Origin of the sequence: Streptomyces sp. NPDC052079 (assembly GCF_040680275.1) — a bacterium.
In the GTDB taxonomy this organism is placed as follows: domain Bacteria; phylum Actinomycetota; class Actinomycetes; order Streptomycetales; family Streptomycetaceae; genus Streptomyces.
Genome location: NZ_JBFAWL010000018.1, coordinates 1 through 17,074, shown reverse-complemented (window position 1 = coordinate 17,074; position 17,074 = coordinate 1). Strand labels below are relative to the sequence as shown.

The 17,074-nt window shown below is 70.5% G+C and carries 14 protein-coding genes; 11 read left to right on the top strand and 3 right to left on the bottom strand.

Features of this window, described 5'->3' with window-relative positions:
* The first annotated feature begins 200 nt into the window (after positions 1 to 200).
* The 6 genes from gap to pgi all read left to right on the top strand — a co-directional run bounded on the left by gap (position 201) and on the right by pgi (position 6,024).
* Positions 201 to 1,208: a type I glyceraldehyde-3-phosphate dehydrogenase gene (gene gap / locus AB0L56_RS23535; protein ID WP_361030262.1), complete on the top strand. Its 1,008-nt coding sequence runs from the start codon at positions 201 to 203 to the stop codon at positions 1,206 to 1,208.
* Positions 1,209 to 1,353: 145 nt separating this feature from the next.
* Positions 1,354 to 2,565: a phosphoglycerate kinase gene (locus tag AB0L56_RS23530; protein WP_365425998.1), complete on the top strand. Its 1,212-nt coding sequence runs from the start codon at positions 1,354 to 1,356 to the stop codon at positions 2,563 to 2,565.
* A gap of 6 nt (positions 2,566 to 2,571) precedes the next feature.
* Entirely contained in the window at positions 2,572 to 3,348 is a 777-nt protein-coding gene (tpiA, locus tag AB0L56_RS23525; protein ID WP_365425996.1) for a triose-phosphate isomerase, read from the top strand.
* A 101-nt stretch (positions 3,349 to 3,449) separates the two neighbouring features.
* A complete protein-coding gene (gene secG, locus AB0L56_RS23520) occupies positions 3,450 to 3,680 on the top strand; it encodes a preprotein translocase subunit SecG (RefSeq protein ID WP_128377988.1) in 231 nt (76 codons plus the stop codon).
* A 222-nt stretch (positions 3,681 to 3,902) separates the two neighbouring features.
* Entirely contained in the window at positions 3,903 to 4,238 is a 336-nt protein-coding gene (locus AB0L56_RS23515) for an RNA polymerase-binding protein RbpA (protein WP_078066843.1), read from the top strand.
* 130 nt (positions 4,239 to 4,368) lie between these two features.
* Positions 4,369 to 6,024 carry a glucose-6-phosphate isomerase gene (gene pgi, locus AB0L56_RS23510; RefSeq protein ID WP_365425994.1) on the top strand — a complete coding sequence of 552 codons (1,656 nt, stop codon included), beginning with the start codon at positions 4,369 to 4,371 and terminating at the stop codon, positions 6,022 to 6,024.
* Positions 6,025 to 6,493: 469 nt separating this feature from the next.
* On the opposite strand, the gene AB0L56_RS23505 is transcribed toward pgi, so the two are convergent.
* The 3 genes from AB0L56_RS23505 to AB0L56_RS23495 are packed head-to-tail and all read right to left on the bottom strand — an operon-like array spanning position 6,494 to position 10,080.
* A complete protein-coding gene (locus tag AB0L56_RS23505) occupies positions 6,494 to 8,776 on the bottom strand; it encodes an FtsX-like permease family protein (protein ID WP_365425992.1) in 2,283 nt (760 codons plus the stop codon).
* Positions 8,777 to 8,815: 39 nt separating this feature from the next.
* Positions 8,816 to 9,568: an ABC transporter ATP-binding protein gene (locus AB0L56_RS23500; RefSeq protein WP_190161906.1), complete on the bottom strand. Its 753-nt coding sequence runs from the start codon at positions 9,566 to 9,568 to the stop codon at positions 8,816 to 8,818.
* Positions 9,565 to 10,080 (bottom strand): PadR family transcriptional regulator, encoded by a 516-nt coding sequence (locus tag AB0L56_RS23495; RefSeq protein ID WP_361030282.1) that lies wholly within the window; start codon positions 10,078 to 10,080, stop codon positions 9,565 to 9,567. The genes AB0L56_RS23500 and AB0L56_RS23495 overlap by 4 nt, the downstream gene beginning before the upstream one ends.
* A gap of 127 nt (positions 10,081 to 10,207) precedes the next feature.
* Here AB0L56_RS23495 and AB0L56_RS23490 point away from each other — a divergent pair, with 127 nt between their 5' ends.
* From AB0L56_RS23490 to AB0L56_RS23470, 5 genes are all read left to right on the top strand, one after another.
* On the top strand, positions 10,208 to 11,479 hold the full coding sequence (locus AB0L56_RS23490; protein WP_365425989.1) for an ABC transporter substrate-binding protein: 1,272 nt from the start codon (positions 10,208 to 10,210) through the stop codon (positions 11,477 to 11,479).
* A 200-nt stretch (positions 11,480 to 11,679) separates the two neighbouring features.
* The gene (locus AB0L56_RS23485) at positions 11,680 to 13,299 is read left to right on the top strand and encodes a glycoside hydrolase family 13 protein (protein ID WP_365425987.1); all 1,620 of its coding nucleotides are present in this window, start codon (positions 11,680 to 11,682) and stop codon (positions 13,297 to 13,299) included.
* 44 nt (positions 13,300 to 13,343) lie between these two features.
* On the top strand, positions 13,344 to 14,672 hold the full coding sequence (locus AB0L56_RS23480; protein ID WP_365426200.1) for an ABC transporter substrate-binding protein: 1,329 nt from the start codon (positions 13,344 to 13,346) through the stop codon (positions 14,670 to 14,672).
* Between the two features lie 5 nt (positions 14,673 to 14,677).
* Positions 14,678 to 16,048 (top strand): ABC transporter permease subunit, encoded by a 1,371-nt coding sequence (locus AB0L56_RS23475; RefSeq protein WP_365425985.1) that lies wholly within the window; start codon positions 14,678 to 14,680, stop codon positions 16,046 to 16,048.
* On the top strand, positions 16,045 to 16,884 hold the full coding sequence (locus tag AB0L56_RS23470) for a carbohydrate ABC transporter permease (RefSeq protein ID WP_365425983.1): 840 nt from the start codon (positions 16,045 to 16,047) through the stop codon (positions 16,882 to 16,884). Before AB0L56_RS23475 ends, AB0L56_RS23470 begins: the two co-directional genes overlap by 4 nt.
* The last annotated feature ends 190 nt before the right edge of the window (positions 16,885 to 17,074 follow it).

Sequence of the window (17,074 nt, the reverse complement as noted above, 5' to 3'; positions counted from 1 at the left end):
TCCGTAGCGAAATGGGGTGAGAAAAGCGTGTCGGCGAGGGCGGTCCGTACCCTACTGACGGGTACGGACCGCCCTGCCGGGTATGGGGCAACTCGATGTCACGGCCGGGGCCCCGGAGAGGTAGGGTCGACAGTGGTCGGGGACATCCCAAATACAGCTCGCCGGCATCACAGCCGGCGTACCAACGAGGAGATCGGTTCGTGACGATCCGCGTAGGCATCAACGGGTTTGGCCGCATCGGTCGCAACTACTTCCGCGCGTTGCTGGAGCAGGGCGCCGACATCGAGATCGTGGCCGTCAACGACCTGGGTGACACGGCGACCACGGCACACCTGCTGAAGTACGACACCATTCTGGGCCGCCTCAAGCAGGAGGTCTCGCACACCGAGGACACCATCACCGTCGGCGACAAGACGCTCAAGGTGCTCTCCGAGCGCAACCCCGCCGACATTCCGTGGGGCGAGATGGGCGTCGACATCGTCATCGAGTCGACCGGCATCTTCACCAAGAAGGAAGACGCCGAGAAGCACATCACCGGCGGCGCCAAGAAGGTCATCATCTCCGCCCCGGCGAAGAACGAGGACATCACCCTCGTCATGGGCGTCAACCAGGACCAGTACGACGCGGCCAACCACCACGTCATCTCCAACGCCTCCTGCACCACCAACTGCGTGGCGCCGATGGCGAAGGTCCTCGACGAGAACTTCGGCATCGTCAAGGGCCTGATGACGACGGTCCACGCGTACACGAACGACCAGCGGATCCTGGACTTCCCGCACAAGGACCTGCGCCGCGCCCGTGCCGCCGCCGAGAACATCATCCCCACCACCACCGGTGCCGCGAAGGCCACGGCCCTGGTGCTGCCGCAGCTCAAGGGCAAGCTGGACGGCATGGCCATGCGCGTCCCGGTCCCGACCGGCTCCGTGACGGACCTGGTGGTCGAGCTCTCCCGCGAGGTCACCAAGGAAGAGGTCAACGCCGCCTTCCAGAAGGCCGCCGAGGGCGAGCTGAAGGGGTACCTCGAGTACACCGAGGACGCCCTCGTCTCCTCCGACATCGTCAACGCCCCGGCGTCCTGCACCTTCGACTCCTCCCTGACCATGGTCCAGGAGGGCAAGAACGTGAAGGTCATCGGCTGGTACGACAACGAGTGGGGCTACAGCAACCGCCTCGTCGACCTGACGGTCTTCGTGGGCAACCAGCTCTGAGCGTGGAGCAGGCGGCCTGATATGAGTGCAGGGCTCGGCGGCGCGGCAACGCGCCGTCCGAGCCCTGACGCGCGTATCGGAACGGTTGCCCTCTTTCGATCACGAGCGATCACGAGCGAACACGAGCTCTAGCCAGGGAGCCCCCATGAAGACGATCGACGAACTCCTCTCCGAAGGGGTCGCGGGCAAGCGGGTCTTCGTCCGCGCCGACCTCAACGTGCCGCTGGACGGCACCACCATCACCGACGACGGCCGCATCCGCGCCGTGCTGCCCACCGTCAAGGCCCTCGCCGAGGCGGGCGCCCGCGTGGTCGTCGCCTCGCACCTCGGCCGCCCCAAGGGCGCCCCGGACCCCGCCTTTTCGCTCGCCCCGGCCGCCGCGCGCCTCGGCGAACTCCTCGGCACCGACGTCGCCTTCGCCACCGACACGGTCGGCGACTCGGCCACGTCCACCGTCTCCAACCTCGACGACGGACAGGTCGCCGTCATCGAGAACCTCCGCTTCAACCCCGGCGAGACGTCCAAGGACGACGCCGAGCGCGGCGCCTTCGCCGACCGGCTGGCCGCCCTCGCCGACGTCTACGTCGGCGACGGCTTCGGCGCGGTGCACCGCAAGCACGCCTCGGTGTTCGACCTCCCGGCCCGGCTGCCGCACTACGCCGGCTACCTCATCGCCACCGAGGTCGCCGTGCTGAAGAAGCTCACCGACGACGTCAAGCGGCCCTACGTCGTCGCCCTCGGCGGCGCCAAGGTCTCCGACAAGCTCGCCGTCATCGACCAGCTGCTCGGCAAGGCCGACCGCATCCTCATCGGCGGCGGCATGGCGTACACCTTCCTCAAGGCCCAGGGCTACGAGGTCGGCTCGTCCCTGCTGCAGGAGGACCAGATCCCAGCCGTCCAGGAGTACCTGGAGCGGGCCGAGAAGAGTGGCGTGGAGCTGGTGCTGCCGGTCGACACGCTGGTCGCGGCGGAGTTCCCCGACATCAAGGCCAAGGCGCCCTCCCACCCCGCCACCGTCGCCGTGGACGCCATCCCGGCCGGCCACATGGGCCTGGACATCGGTCCCGAGACCCGCAAGCTGTACGCCTCGAAGCTCGCCGACGCCGCCACGGTCTTCTGGAACGGCCCCATGGGCGTCTTCGAGCACCCCGACTACGCCGAGGGCACCAGGGCCCTCGCCCAGGCTCTTATCGACTCCCCGGGCTTCACCGTGGTGGGCGGCGGAGACTCCGCCGCGGCGGTCCGTACCCTGGGCTTCGACGAGCAGGCATTCGGCCACATCTCGACCGGAGGCGGCGCCTCCCTCGAATACCTCGAGGGCAAGACGCTCCCCGGCCTCGCCGCACTGGAGGACTGACCCTCAATGACCACCCGTACGCCGCTGATGGCGGGCAACTGGAAGATGAACCTCAACCACCTCGAGGCCATCGCCCACGTCCAGAAGCTCGCCTTTGCCCTGGCCGACAAGGACTACGAGGCCGTCGAGGTCGCCGTCCTGCCGCCCTTCACCGCCCTGCGCTCCGTGCAGACCCTCGTCGACGGCGACAAGCTGAAGATCAAGTACGGCGCCCAGGACGTCTCGGTGCACGACGGCGGCGCCTACACCGGCGAGATCTCCGGTCCCATGCTGGCCAAGCTGAAGTGCACCTACGTGGTGACCGGCCACTCCGAGCGCCGCCAGTACCACGCCGAGACCGACGAGGTCGTCAACGGCAAGGTGAAGGCCGCCTTCCGGCACGGCCTCACCCCCATCCTGTGCGTCGGCGAGGAGCTGGAGGTCCGCGAGGAGGGCAACCATGTCTCCCACACCCTCGCCCAGGTCGAGGGCGGTCTGAAGGACGTCCCGGCCGAGCATGCCGAGTCCGTCGTGATCGCCTACGAGCCGGTGTGGGCCATCGGCACCGGCAAGGTCTGCGGCGCCGAGGAGGCCCAGGAGGTGTGCGCGGCGATCCGCGGCAAGCTCGCCGAGCTGTACTCCCAGGAGCTGGCCGACAAGGTCCGCATCCAGTACGGCGGCTCCGTGAAGTCCGGCAACGTCGCCGAGATCATGGCGCAGGCCGACATCGACGGTGCCCTGGTCGGCGGCGCCTCGCTGGACGCCGACGAGTTCGTCAAGATCATCCGATTCCGCGACCAGTGAGTATGCGGTAACGACGATTCGTCGTACCCTTGCGGGGTCCGGCAGTGTGCTGGGCCCCGCGTCGTCCATCCGAATCCGAGGAAGTTGGTCCAGCCGTGGTTATGGGGTTCTCCATCGCCCTGATCGTCTTCAGCCTGCTGCTGATGCTGCTGGTGCTGATGCACAAGGGGAAGGGCGGCGGCCTCTCCGACATGTTCGGTGGTGGCATGCAGTCCTCCGTCGGCGGCTCCTCGGTCGCCGAGCGCAACCTCGACCGGATCACCGTCGTGGTCGGTCTGCTCTGGTTCGCGTGCATCGTCGTGCTCGGCATCATGATGAAGATCAACAACTGACCCGAGGGCACCATCCGCCCGCCCGACCCACGCATTCCCCACGTAACGCCCCATGTTCGGTACGCGCGGCAGAGCGCGGCCTATCATGGGGCTTGCGTCTGGATGCGGGGACAGGTAACTCCTATCACTGGACGCGCGTTGGGCCTTACGTAGACTGAGGCGCTCGCAGCGAAGCGGAACGCCGACTCGCTTCGCGGCACCATGACGCAGGGAGTTACGACCGTGGCAAGTGGCAACGCGATCCGGGGAAGCCGGGTCGGGGCGGGGCCGATGGGCGAGGCCGAGCGCGGCGAGTCCGCGCCGCGGCTGCGCGTCTCCTTCTGGTGCTCCAACGGGCACGAGACACAGCCGAGCTTCGCAAGCGACGCGCAGGTGCCCGATACCTGGGACTGCCCCCGCTGCGGCTTTCCGGCCGGACAGGACCGCGACAACCCCCCGGACCCGCCGCGCACCGAGCCGTACAAGACCCACCTCGCCTATGTGCGCGAGCGGCGCAGCGACGCGGACGGTGAGGCGATCCTCGCCGAGGCGCTCGCCAAGCTGCGCGGCGAGATCTGACCGGCCCGGACCGGCTGACCGGCTGACCGGCCCGGACTCCGGACAACTTCAGTCCTCTTCACCGCTGATCAATTAGGTTGGGCACAGCCGGCACAGCGGGGACATCCAAGGAAGAAGGCTGAAGTCCGAGATGAACGCAGACGGCCGTACCAGGCTCAACCAGACGCCCGAGTGGATCGCACTGGCCAAGCACCGCGAGGAGCTCGGCCAGGTGCGGCTGCGCGAGCTGTTCGCCGCTGACCCGGGCCGCGGCACCGGGTACACCCTCCGGGTCGGTGACCTGTACGTCGACTACTCCAAGCATCTCGTCACCGACGAGACCCTGCGGCTGCTGCGGGAACTGGCCGCCGCCACCGATGTGTTCGGGCTGCGCGACGCCATGTTCGGCGGCGAGAAGATCAACACCACCGAGAACCGGGCCGTGTTGCACACCGCGCTGCGGGCCGCCCCGGACGCGGTGATCGAGGTCGACGGGGAAAACGTCGTCCCGGCCGTGCACGCCGTGCTCGACAGGATGGCCGACTTCGCCGGCCGCGTCCGCTCCGGCGAGTGGACCGGTCACACCGGCCGGCGCATCCGCAACGTCGTCAACGTCGGCATCGGCGGCTCCGACCTGGGCCCCGCCATGGCCTACGAGGTGCTGCGCCCCTGGACCGACCGTGATCTCACCGTCCGCTTCGTGTCCAACGTGGACGGCGCGGATCTGCACGAGGCCGTCCGGGACCTGGACCCGGCCGAGACGCTGTTCGTCATCGCGTCCAAGACCTTCACCACCATAGAGACGGTCACCAACGCCACCTCCGCGCGGTCCTGGCTGCTCAAGGGCCTCGGGGGCGACGAGCAGGCGGTCGCCCGGCACTTCGTGGCGCTGTCGACCAACGCGGAGAAGGTCGCCGAGTTCGGCATCGACACGGCGAACATGTTCGAGTTCTGGGACTGGGTCGGCGGACGTTACTCCTACGACTCCGCCATCGGCCTGTCCCTGATGATCGCCATCGGCCCGGACCGCTTCCGGGAGATGCTCGACGGATTCCGCATCGTCGACGAGCACTTCCGCAATGCCCCCGCCGAGTCCAACGTGCCGCTGCTGCTGGGCCTGCTCGGCGTCTGGTACGGCAACTTCCACGACGCGCAGTCGCACGCGGTGCTGCCGTACTCGCACTACCTGTCGAAGTTCACCGCCTACCTCCAGCAGCTCGACATGGAGTCCAACGGCAAGTACGTCGGCCGGGACGGCCGCGAGGTGGAGTGGCAGACCGGCCCGGTCGTGTGGGGCACCCCGGGCACCAACGGACAGCACGCGTACTACCAGTTGATCCACCAGGGGACGAAGCTGATCCCGGCCGACTTCATCGGCTTCGCCGAGCCCGTAGCCGAACTGAGCGACGAACTCAAGGCGCAGCACGACCTGTTGATGGCCAACTTCTTCGCCCAGACCCAGGCCCTCGCCTTCGGCAAGACGCCGGACGAGGTGCGCGGGGAAGGGGTGCCGGAGGAGCTCGTCCCGCACAAAACGTTCAAGGGCGACCACCCCACCACCACGATCCTCGCGCGCGAGCTGACTCCGTCGGTGCTGGGTCAGCTCGTCGCGCTGTACGAGCACAAGGTGTTCGTCCAGGGCGCGATCTGGAACATCGACTCCTTCGACCAGTGGGGCGTCGAGCTGGGCAAGGTCCTCGCCAAGCGTGTGGAGCCCGCGCTCACCGAAGGCGCGGAGGTGCCGGACCTGGACCCCTCCACCAAGGCCCTGGTCGCCACCTACCGGGAGCTTCGCGGCCGGCAGTGATCACGATGCGGCGGTCATCATGGCGATCATCACGGCGAGCGCTCGGGGGAGCACAACGTTGCACGTACGCCCGGAAGTTGGACCGGTGGCACACTCACGGGCCGGTCGTCTCTGAAGCCCCATCCTGGGCGCACCCGTCACCGTCACGGCGATCGCCCTGCTTGAAACCGGGCGGCTGAAGCGGCGCTACGGCATCCGGCTCGGCACGCACCCGGCGAGCCTTCCGGTCCGCGGTTGAGGCGGCTGAGGTCAGAGGTGTTCGCCCCCGCCGCCCCTTCCCGTTCCCGTCCCCCGGGGGCGCTGCCCCCGAACCCCCGCTCCTCAAACGCCGGAGGGGCTGGATTGTGCCGGACGGGCTGAAAATTCAGCCTGTCCGGCGTTTGAGGACGAGGCCCGGAGGGCCGAAAGGGGGGCTGGGGGCGCAGCCCCCAGGGACGGGAATGGGAAGGGGCGGCGGGGGCGAAAGGAGTTAGGCGACCGCGGTCAGGGTGTCGGCGAGGCGGTGGTGGGCTGCGCGGGTTGCTGGGAGGGTGGCGAGGGTGGCGGCGCCCAGGACCGCGGCTGTTCCCAGTAGCAGCAGGAGGACGGGGGAGGGCGTCTGGGCGATTCCGGCGCCGACGCCGCTCGAGCGTCCCTGCGCGTCGATCAGCCAGTGCGCCAGCGGCAGCCCGAGCGCCGTGGCGAGAAGCACGGCCGCGAACGCCGTACCGGCGGTCGCCGTGACCGTGACCGCGGTGATCTGCCGGGGGGAGAGGCCGACGGCCTTGAGCGCCAGCAGATCGCGCTCGCCCTCGCGGACCATGCCGCCGATCGCCGTCAGCAGTTCGATCAGCCCGATCAGCGCGAGGACCGCGATCAGGCCGAGGACGACCGCGCGCAGCGGGGACAGCCCGTCGGCCGGGTTGGCCACGGTGTGCACGTCCAGGTGGCCGTGGCCCGCCGCGTCCAGCCGGGCGGCGACCGTGTCCGGGTCGGCGCCGGGGTCCAGCCGGAGCTGGTAGACACTCGGCCGCAGGTCGGGGTCGTTGGCGCGCAGGGTGTCGAGCGAGGTGGAGATGACCCGGCCGGCGTTCTCCGGTTCGATACTGCGGCCCACGATGTGCAGTATCTGCGGCTGGTCGCCGACCGTCATCCGCACCCAGTCGCCCACCTGGACGTGCAGCAGGTCGAGCAGCCCCTGCCCGGCCACCGCCTCGTCCGGCCCGCGCGCGGCACGGCCCTCGGCCAGCGTGAACGGGTACGGCTCCCGGGCGGTGCCGAGTCCCCGGAGGGCGATGGTGGCCGTCTGGCCCGGGACCAGGGCGGCCACCTCCACACCCGGGTAGGCGGCGGCGACCTGCGGATCGCCTTCCAGCAGCGCGCGGGTCTCCCGGTCGCCCAGCGAGGCGTCGGCACGCACCCCGAGCGCCGTCGGCATGCCCATCCGCTCGGGGCTGCTCTGGAAGCGGTCGATGGTGGTCCACGCGCTCAGCGCCACCACGATCAGCAGCAACGGCAGCGCCAGCCTGCCCACCGCGCCCAGCGACCGCGGCCGGCGCGTGAACGCCTTGTGCCAGCCCAGGACCAGCGCCGGGGGCACCCGTGCGCCCAGCGCCCGCCTGGCCAGGCCGGTCAGCCGTCCGGCAGGGGGCGCCACCGAGCGCGGCACCGGCACCGGCGGGATCCGCCCCGCCCGCCAGGCGGCGAGCCCCGTGGTCGCGCCGATGAACAGCACCGCCCCCACCGGCACCACGAACAGCGCCACCGTGTGCCCCGGCAGGCCCTGCCACACGCCGACCGCGTCCCCGAGCCGCCCCGGCACGGCGCTGCCCAGCGCCTCGGTGAGCGCGGCGGCGGCCACGGCACCGAGCAGGGCGTAGACCAGGTGCTGGATCAGGAAGACACGGACGACCTGGCCGGGTGTGAAGCCGATCGCCTTGAGCACGGAGATGTCCCGCAGATGTCCCCGGATCCGGGTGGCGATCGCCCCGTGCACGGCGAGACCGGCGGCGGCCAGCGCGCCCAGACCGAACAGGCCCAGCACCTGGCCGAGCAGCCGGTTGTCGCCCTGCGCCTCGGCGCGCGCCTCCTGCCAGGTGGCGACCTCGCCGATCGCCCCGGCGCCCAGCTCGGTCACCGCCCGCTGTACGGCGTACCCGGTGTCGCCGGGGTCGGTCAGCCGCAGCCCCACCACCTGGCCGCCCGGGTCCGTCACGGCCGAGGGCAGCGCCCAGACCAGGCCCGTGCGCTCACCCGGCCGGTAGCGCGGCTCGGCACTGTCGGCGATGCCCACTACGGTCAGCTTCCGCGCCGTGCCGGGCACGGTGAGCGTGTCACCGGGGGCCGTGAGCAGTGCCCGGGCGAGGCGGCTCTCCAGGACCACCCCGTCGGGGGTGGCCGGGTCCAGCCAGTGCCCGGACGTGATCAGCGGCCGGCCCACGTCGGGCCGGCCGGAGGTGCCGCGCAGCTCCACCGAGGCGCGGCCGCCCCCCGAGGCGAGGGTGACCGAGGCCGTGGGGTAGGGACCGGCCACGGAGTCCACGCCGTCCAGGCCGGCCAGTCTGCCGGCGTCGGCGGCGAGGGTGGTGTGCAGCGTGACGTGCGCGCCGTGGGCCTGGGTGAACACGCGCTGCCAGGGGTTGGTGGCGTACCCGAACAGGGCCGTGGCCAGCAGCAGGGACGCGACGATGCCCGCGGTGGCGAGGACCAGGAACAGTGCCTCGCCGCGGTGCGTCCGCAGATCGGAGTGCGCCCAGCGCAGGGTCGCTCGCACGGGCCTCAGTCCCTCGCGGGTCGGTCGTGGAGGCGCACGTCAGTCCTTGAGTTCCAGCACGCCCGATATTCCGGTCCGGCGCGGCGGTGTGCCGCCGTCGAGTTCGGCGTCGTCGGCGATCCGGCCGTCGAAGAAGCTGATCACCCGGTCCGCGGCGCTCGCCAGCCGTGCGTCGTGCGTGACCAGAAGGATGGTCTGGCCCCGCCGGTGGAAGCGGGACAGCAGCCGCATCACCTCGCGGGTGCCCTTGCTGTCCAGGCTGCCCGCGGGCTCGTCCGCCAGCAGCAGCGGCGGATGGTTGACCAGCGCCCGGGCCAGGGCGACCCGCTGCTGCTCACCGCCGGACAGCTCGCCCGGCATGCTGCGCTCCTTGCCCTCGAGACCGAGCTCGGCGAGGAGCTCCTCCCGCCCGGCGCGGGCCTTCTTCGGCGGCACCCCGGCGAGCAGGGCGGGCAGCTCCACGTTGTCGGCGACCGACAGGTCGGAGACCAGGTTGAAGAACTGGAAGACGATCCCGATGCGCTTACGGCGCTCGACCGCCCAGCGAGCCTCGCTGTAGCCGTCGGTGCACTCGCCGTCCAGCCAGATGCTGCCCGCGTCGGGCCGCTGGAGCCCGCCGAGCAGATGCAGCAGCGTCGACTTTCCCGCACCGGACGGACCGGTGATCGCCACGAACTCGCCCGCCGTGACCCTCAGGTCGACGCCGCGCACGGCGTGCGCCGGGGCGCCCTCGCCGTGGTGCGTCTTGACCAGGCCTTCGGCGCGCAGCACGGGAGCGGTGCTCTCGCTCACTCCAGCTCCTCCAGCTCTTCCTGGCACCGCTCCAGCCAGTCGAGGTCGGCCTGCAGATGCAGCATCGCGCCCTCGATCAGCAGTTGGGAGATGCGGTTGTCCCGGTCCTCGGCGGCGGCCAGCTTGGACAGCTGCCGCATGGTGTTCAGGTACTGGCGCCGCTGTCTGTTGATCAGGGCGATCTGGTCGGCGAGACCGGTCTGCGGGGCCAGGGCCAGTTTCATGAAGAACTCGTCCCGCACCCGCGGCTCGTCCGCCGTCTCCTCGAACCAGGCGCGCAGCGCCTCCCGCCCGGCGTCGGTGAGGTGGTAGACCTTCTTGTTGGGCCGGCTCGACTGCGCGACGTCCTCGCCCTCGATCAGTCCGGTCTTCTCGAGGCGGCCGAGGGTGACGTAGATCTGGCCGACGTTCGGCTGAGGGTACGCGGAGCCCAGCAGTTGCTCAAGGTCCTGCTTGAGCTCATAGCCGTGGGCAGGGCCGCGGGCGAGCAGGGCCAGGAGGGGCAGCCGCACTCGAGCTCTCCTCCTCGCGCATCCTGGGTAATGTGCCGCAGGACCTAGTATCGCCCATACCTAACGGGTATACATGGCCTCTGACCCCGGCAAGGGTGCCCGGGTGCCGGTGTACAGGGAGGAACCTATGCGGTGGATGCATGCCGCGGGTAGGGCCCTTCTTGTCCTGATCGTCGTCCTGACCGGTCATGTCGCCTCCGGCGCGCGGGCCGACCAGAACGACGCGGGCGGCCGTGGCCCCCTCACCCTGGCCACCGCCGGCGATCTCACCGGCTACCTCGGTTCCGTGCTCGACGGCTGGAACCGCACCCATCCCGGCGAGGAGGTCACCCTCGTCGAGCTGCCGGACTCCGCCGACGAGACGCGCGCGCAGATGATCACGGATCTGCGCGGCGGCGAACGCGGCCGGTTCGACGTGCTCAACATCGACGTCAGCTGGACCTCGGAGTTCGCCGCCGCGGGCTGGATCCGTCCACTGCCCCGCGACCGCTTCCCGCTCGGCACCTTCCTCCCCCCGGTCGTGCACACGGCGACCTACGACGACCGGCTCTTCGCCGTCCCGTACGTCACCAACGCCGGGCTGCTGCTGTACCGCAAGGACGTCCTCGCCCAAGCGGGCGTCCCGCCGCCGCGCACCTGGGCCGAGCTGGAGCGGGCCGCGAAGACCCTGGCTCCCGAGCGCGGTCTCGACGGCTACGCGGGCCAGTTCCTGCCGTACGAGGGACTCACCGTGAACGCGGCCGAGGCCGTCTACTCGGCGGGCGGCACCATTCTCGGCGACGAGGGCCAGCGCGTCACCGTGAACTCCGGGGCGGCCCGGGAGGGGATCGGCTTCCTCGCCCGCGGTGTCCGCGAGGGCTGGATCCCGAAGGAGGCGCTGACGTACAAGGAGGAGGAGTCCAAACGGGCCTTCCAGGACGGCCGGCTGCTGTTCCTGCGCAACTGGCCCTACGCCTACGTCGCGGCCGCCGCCCCGGGCTCCGAGGTCGCCGGCAAGGTCGGCGCCGTACCGCTGCCGGGGCCGGACGGTCCGGGCACCAGCGTCCTCGGCGGCTCCAACCTGGCCGTCAGCAGCCACGCCCGGCACCCCGACTCGGCCGCGCGTCTGATCGCGTACCTCACCAGCGAGCGCGTCCAGCGCCAGGTGCTGACGCGCGGCGCGCTGCCGCCCGTACGGGCGGACCTGTACGACGATCCCGAACTGGTCCGGCGGTTCCCGTATCTGCCGACCCTGCGCGAGAGTGTGCGGGCCGCCGCTCCGCGCCCCAAGAGCCCGCACTACGACCAGGTGAGCCTGGTGGTGCAGGCGGTGGTGCACGACGCGATGACCGGGCGGCAGACGCCCGAGGCCGCGGTGCGCCGGCTGGCGGGCGAGCTCGCCGCGGTCTCCTCCCGCTGACCATGCCCCTCGGACACCTGGTCACCTAGTTACATGTTAGGTAACGCGGACGTCTCGAATGTGTCCGTTGCGTTCCTCCTTGCCCCGATTTGAACAGCCCAACTGCGCGGTAGCTTGCGTAAGTTCATTGACACCCTCTCTACGCCGCTACCTAACATGCATGCATAACGAACAGCGCTCCTCACAGACAGGTCAATGGGGTGAACAGGCACCACTGGTGGCGTGACGCGGTGATCTATCAGGTGTATGTCCGCAGCTTCCTGGACAGCACCGGTGACGGCATCGGCGATCTCGCAGGGGTCAGGGCGGGGCTGCCGTACCTGAAGAAGCTCGGCGTGGACGGGATCTGGCTGAGCCCCTTCTACCCCTCGCCGCAGCACGACCACGGCTACGACGTGGCCGACTACCGCGATGTCGACCCGGTCTTCGGCGACCTCGCCGAATTCGACCTGCTGGTGACCGCCGCCCGCCGGCTCGGCATCAAGGTGCTGCTGGACATCGTCCCCAACCACTGCTCCAACGAGCACCCCTGGTTCCGCGAGGCCCTCGCCGCCGGCCCCGGCAGCCCCGAACGCGCCCGATTCCACTTCGCCGACGGCCGTGGACCGGACGGAACGGAGCCGCCCAACAACTGGCATGCCATGTTCGGCGGTTCCGCCTGGACCCGCGTCACCGAGCCGGACGGCCGCCCCGGCCAGTGGTACCTGCACATGTTCACGCCCGAGCAGCCGGACTGGAACTGGCGCGACCCCGAGGTCGCCGCCGAGTTCGAACGCACCCTCCGCTTCTGGCTGGACCGGGGCGTCGACGGCTTCCGCATCGACGTCGCGGCGGGCCTGTTCAAGCACCCCGAACTGCCCGACTCCCCGGACCCGGAGGCCGACGCCCGCACTCGCGACTCGGTCAACCCGCTCGCCTGGAACCAGCCCGAGGTCCACGACGTGTGGCGGCACTGGCGCTCGGTGTGCGAGGAGTACACCGCCCGCGACGGCCACGAACGGCTCCTGGTCGGCGAGGTCTCCGTGCCCAGCGCCCGCGAGCACGCCCGGTACGTTCGCCCCGACGAGCTCCACCAGGCCTTCTTCTTCGACCTGCTCGGCGCGCAGTGGGACGCCGACGCCTTCCGCAAGGTCATCTCCGAGGCCATGGAGGACATCGCCGGCACCGGCTCGACCGTCACCTGGGTTCTCAACAACCACGACCAGGTCCGCACCGTCACCCGCTACGGCGAACCCGCCGACGGCAGCGGCACCGGCGCCGCCCGCGCCCGCGCCGCCGCCCTGCTCATGCTCGCCCTCCCCGGAGCCGCGTACATCTACCAGGGTGAGGAACTGGGGCTGCCCGAGGTCGTCGACCTGCCCGACGAGGTGCTCACCGACCCGATATTCCGCCGCACCGGCAGCCGCGCCCGCATCCGGGACGGCTGCAGGGTGCCGCTGCCCTGGTCGGGGCAGGCCTCCCCGTTCGGCTTCACCTCCGGAGCCGAAAGCGCCAAACCGTGGCTGCCGCAGCCCGAGTACTTCGCCGAGTACGCCACGCACCGCGCCCTAGCCGACACCCGCTCCTCCTGGCATCTGTACCGCGACGGCCTGCAACTGCGCGCCGCGCTGCACCAGTTGGGCGAGGGCACGCTGCGCTGGCTGGACACCCAGCCCGGGGTCCTCGCCTTCACCCGCGGCGACGACCTGGTCTGCGCCGTCAACTTCGGCACCGCCCCCGTACCCGCTCCGGTCGCCGGCACCCCGCTGCTCGCCAGCGGTCCCTGCCCGCCCGGAGTGCTCCCCGGCTCCACCGCCGCCTGGTGGATCGACGGCTCCTGAGAACACGTCAGGTCAACTCCCGTACACCCGAAGGGACATCGATGATGATGCGACGACGTACCACCCTGCTCACCGGATGCACCGCCCTCGTCCTCGCGCTCGGCGCGACCGCCTGCGGCGGCGGCGAGCCCGTCTCGGCCGGCGGCGGCGACAAGTCGCTCGACGGGCAGACCGTCACCGTGGCCGGTGTCTGGTCCGGCAGCGAGCAGAAGAACTTCCAGAAGGTGCTCGACGCCTTCGCCGAGAAGACCGGCGCCAAGACCCAGTTCGTCTCCACCGGCGACAACGTCTCCACCGTCGTCGGCAGCAAGATCGAGGGCGGCAACGCCCCCGACGTCGTCATGGTCCCGCAGGTCGGCGTGCTCAAGCAGTTCGCCGACAAGGGCTGGCTGAAGCCGCTGGACCAGAAGGTGCGCAGGACCGTGGGCGCCAACTTCGCCAAGGTGTGGCAGAACTACGGCAGCGTCGACGGCACCCTGTACGGCCTCTACTTCAAGGCCGCCCACAAGTCCACCGTCTGGTACAGCCCCGCCGCCCTGGAACAGGCCGGCGTCACCCCGCCGAAGACGTACGACGCCATGCTGAAGGACGGGCGGACCATCTCCGACTCCGGACTCGCCGCCTTCTCCGTCGCCGGTCAGGACGGCTGGACCCTCACCGACTGGTTCGAGAACGTCTACCTCTCCCAGGCCGGACCGGAGAAGTACGACGCCCTCGCCGCCCACGAGATCAAGTGGACCGACCCGACGGTGGTCGAGGCGCTCACCACCCTCGGCAAGCTCTTCAAGGACAAGCAGCTCATCGCCGGCGGCCAGAAGGAAGCCCTCAACACCGACTTCCCCGGCTCCGTGGAGAAGGTCTTCGGCCCCGAGGCCGAGGCCGCCATGGTCTACGAGGGCGACTTCGTCGCCGGCGTCGCCAAGGACCAGTTCGGCAAGAAGATCGGCACCGACGCGAACTTCTTCCCGTTCCCGCCGGTCGGCGACGGCAAGGCACCCGTGGTCAGCGGCGGCGACGCGGCCGTGGTCCTGAAGGACGGCAAGAACAGCAAGGCCGGCATGGCACTGCTGGAGTACCTGGCGACCCCGGAGGCCGCCGCCGTATGGGCCGAGGCGGGCGGTTTCCTCTCCCCGAACAAGAAGCTCGACACCTCCTCCTACGGCGACGACGTCACGCGCGCCACCGCCGAGTCCCTGATCGCCGCCGGTGACTCCGTGCGCTTCGACATGTCCGACCAGGCCCCCGCCGCCTTCGGCGGCACCAAGGGCGCCGGCGAATGGAAGATCCTCCAGGACTTCCTGCGCAACCCCGCCGACCCGGCGAAGACCGCGGCCGAGCTCGAGGACGCCGCGGCCAAGGCCTACGGGAACTGACGGCCATGACCGCCACCATGGTGAAAGAGGCGAGCCCTCCGGCACCTGTGCCCCCCGGCGGCGCGCGCGGCCGACGCCTGCGCCGCCGGGGGCGGGTCATCGCCCTGCTGTTCGTGTTCCCCGCGCTGCTCCTGCTGGGCGCGCTGGTCGTGTACCCGGTGCTGTTCTCCATCGGCCGCAGCTTCTTCGACGCCTCCGGCAACGAGTTCGTCGGCGGGGCGAACTACGCCGAGATGTTCCAGGACCCGACCAACCTCAAGGCCGTCCAGAACACGGCCATCTGGGTCGTCGTGGCGCCCACCCTCCTGACCGGCCTCGGCCTCGTCCTGGCCGTCCTGGTGGAGAAGGTCCGCTGGGCCACCGCCTTCAAGCTGCTGCTGTTCATGCCGATGGCGGTCTCCTTCCTCGCCGCCGGCATCATCTTCCGGCTCGCCTACGACCAGGACCCGGACAAGGGCGTGCTCAACGCCGCCGTCGTCTCCGTCCACGACGCCTTCAAGGGCACCTCCTCCTACCCGACCGCCCGCGCCCGCGACGGCGAGGGCGAGGGCCTGACCAAGCAGGCGGACGGCTCGTACGTCACCGGCGCGGACGTGTCACCCGGCGGCACGGCCGCGCTCGGGCTGGTCGGGGTCGCCCCCAAGGACCTGCCGGGCGACGCGCGGCCCGCCGCCCCGGCGGCCGCGGACGACGCCGGCTCCGACGAGGTGCGCGGAGTGGTGTACCTCGACTTCACGCCCGGCGGGGGAGGAAAGCCGGGCGTGGTCGACCGCGAGGAGAGCGGACTGCCCGGGATGACGGTGGAAGCGGTGCGTGACGGGGAGACCGTCGCCGAAACGACCACCGGGGCGGACGGTTCCTTCAGCTTCACCGGACTGGACGGCGGCTCCTACGCGATGAAGCTGCCGGCCGCGAATTTCGCGGCACCCTACGAGGGCATCTCCTGGCTCGGCCCGGCGCTCGTCACACCGGCGATCATCGGGGCGTACCTGTGGATATGGACCGGCTTCGCGATGGTGCTCATCGGTGCGGGTCTCGCGGCCCTGCCGCGGGACGCGCTGGAGGCGGCGCGTATGGACGGTGCCAATGAATGGCAGATCTTCCGCCGTATCACCGTTCCGCTGCTCGCCCCCGTGCTCACCGTCGTCTTCGTGACCCTGGTCATCAACGTCATGAAGGTCTTCGACCTGGTGTACATCATCGCGCCGGGACCGGTGCAGGAGGACGCGACCGTGCTGGCGACGCAGATGTGGCTGGTGTCGTTCGGCGGGGGCAACAACCAGGGCCTCGGAAGCGCGCTCGGTGTGCTGCTCCTGCTCCTGGTCATCCCCGCCATGGTGTTCAACGTCCGTCGCTTCAAAAGGAGTCAGCGATGAACGTCGTCCGGCGCGGTCTGGGCAACGCGGTGGTGCAGGCCTTCCTGGTGGTGATCGGGCTGGTGTGGCTGACCCCGCTGGCCGGGCTGTTCCTGTCCTCGCTGCGGTCGGCCGAGGACACGGCCAGGGGCGGGTGGTGGACCGTGTTCGCCGGCCCGGGACAGCTGTCCTTCGACAACTACTCGGCGCTGCTGGAGAATTCGGGCATCACCCAGGCGTTCTGGAACACCGTGCTGATCTCCGTGCCGACGACCGTGCTGGTCGTGGTCGTCGCGGCGCTCGCCGGATACGCCTTCGCCTGGCTGGACTTCCCGGGGCGCGATCCCATCTTCCTCGTCGTCGTCGCGCTGCTGGTCGTGCCCGTGCAGATCGGGCTGCTGCCGGTCGCCAAACTCTTCGGGCAGCTGGGGCTGTTCGGGACCATTCCGGGTGTCGTGCTGTTCCATGTGGCGTACGGGCTGCCGTTCGCGGTGTTCCTGCTGCGGAACTACTTCGCCGAGATGCCGAAGGAGATGCTGGAGGCGGCGCGGATGGACGGCGGGAGCGAGTGGCGGATCTTCACCCGGCTGGTGCTGCCGGTGGGGCGGCCGGCGATTGCCAGCCTCGCCATCTTCCAGTTCCTGTGGGTGTGGAACGACATGCTGGTCGCGCTGTTGTTCGCGGACAGTTCGTCGCAGCCGCTGACGGTGCAGTTGCAGTCGCAGATCCGGCAGTTCGGGAGCAATATCGATGTGCTCGCGCCGGGGGCGTTTCTGTCGCTGGTGGTGCCGGTGGTGGTGTTCTTCGCGTTCCAGCGGCACTTTGTGCAGGGGGTTATGGCGGGGTCCGTGAAGTAGGGGTGGTGCGGGTGGGGCGGTGGGGGGTTGTTTCGCCCCCGCCGCCCCTTCCCGTCCCGTCCCGGGGGGGGGGGGCGCCGCCCCCCCCCCCCCCCCCCGGCGGCGGGGGGGGGGGGGGGCCGCCCCCGGGCGGGGAGCGGAGGCCGCAGCACCGGTCCCGTCTGGGCTTCGTGGCGGGTCAGTGTGTGCG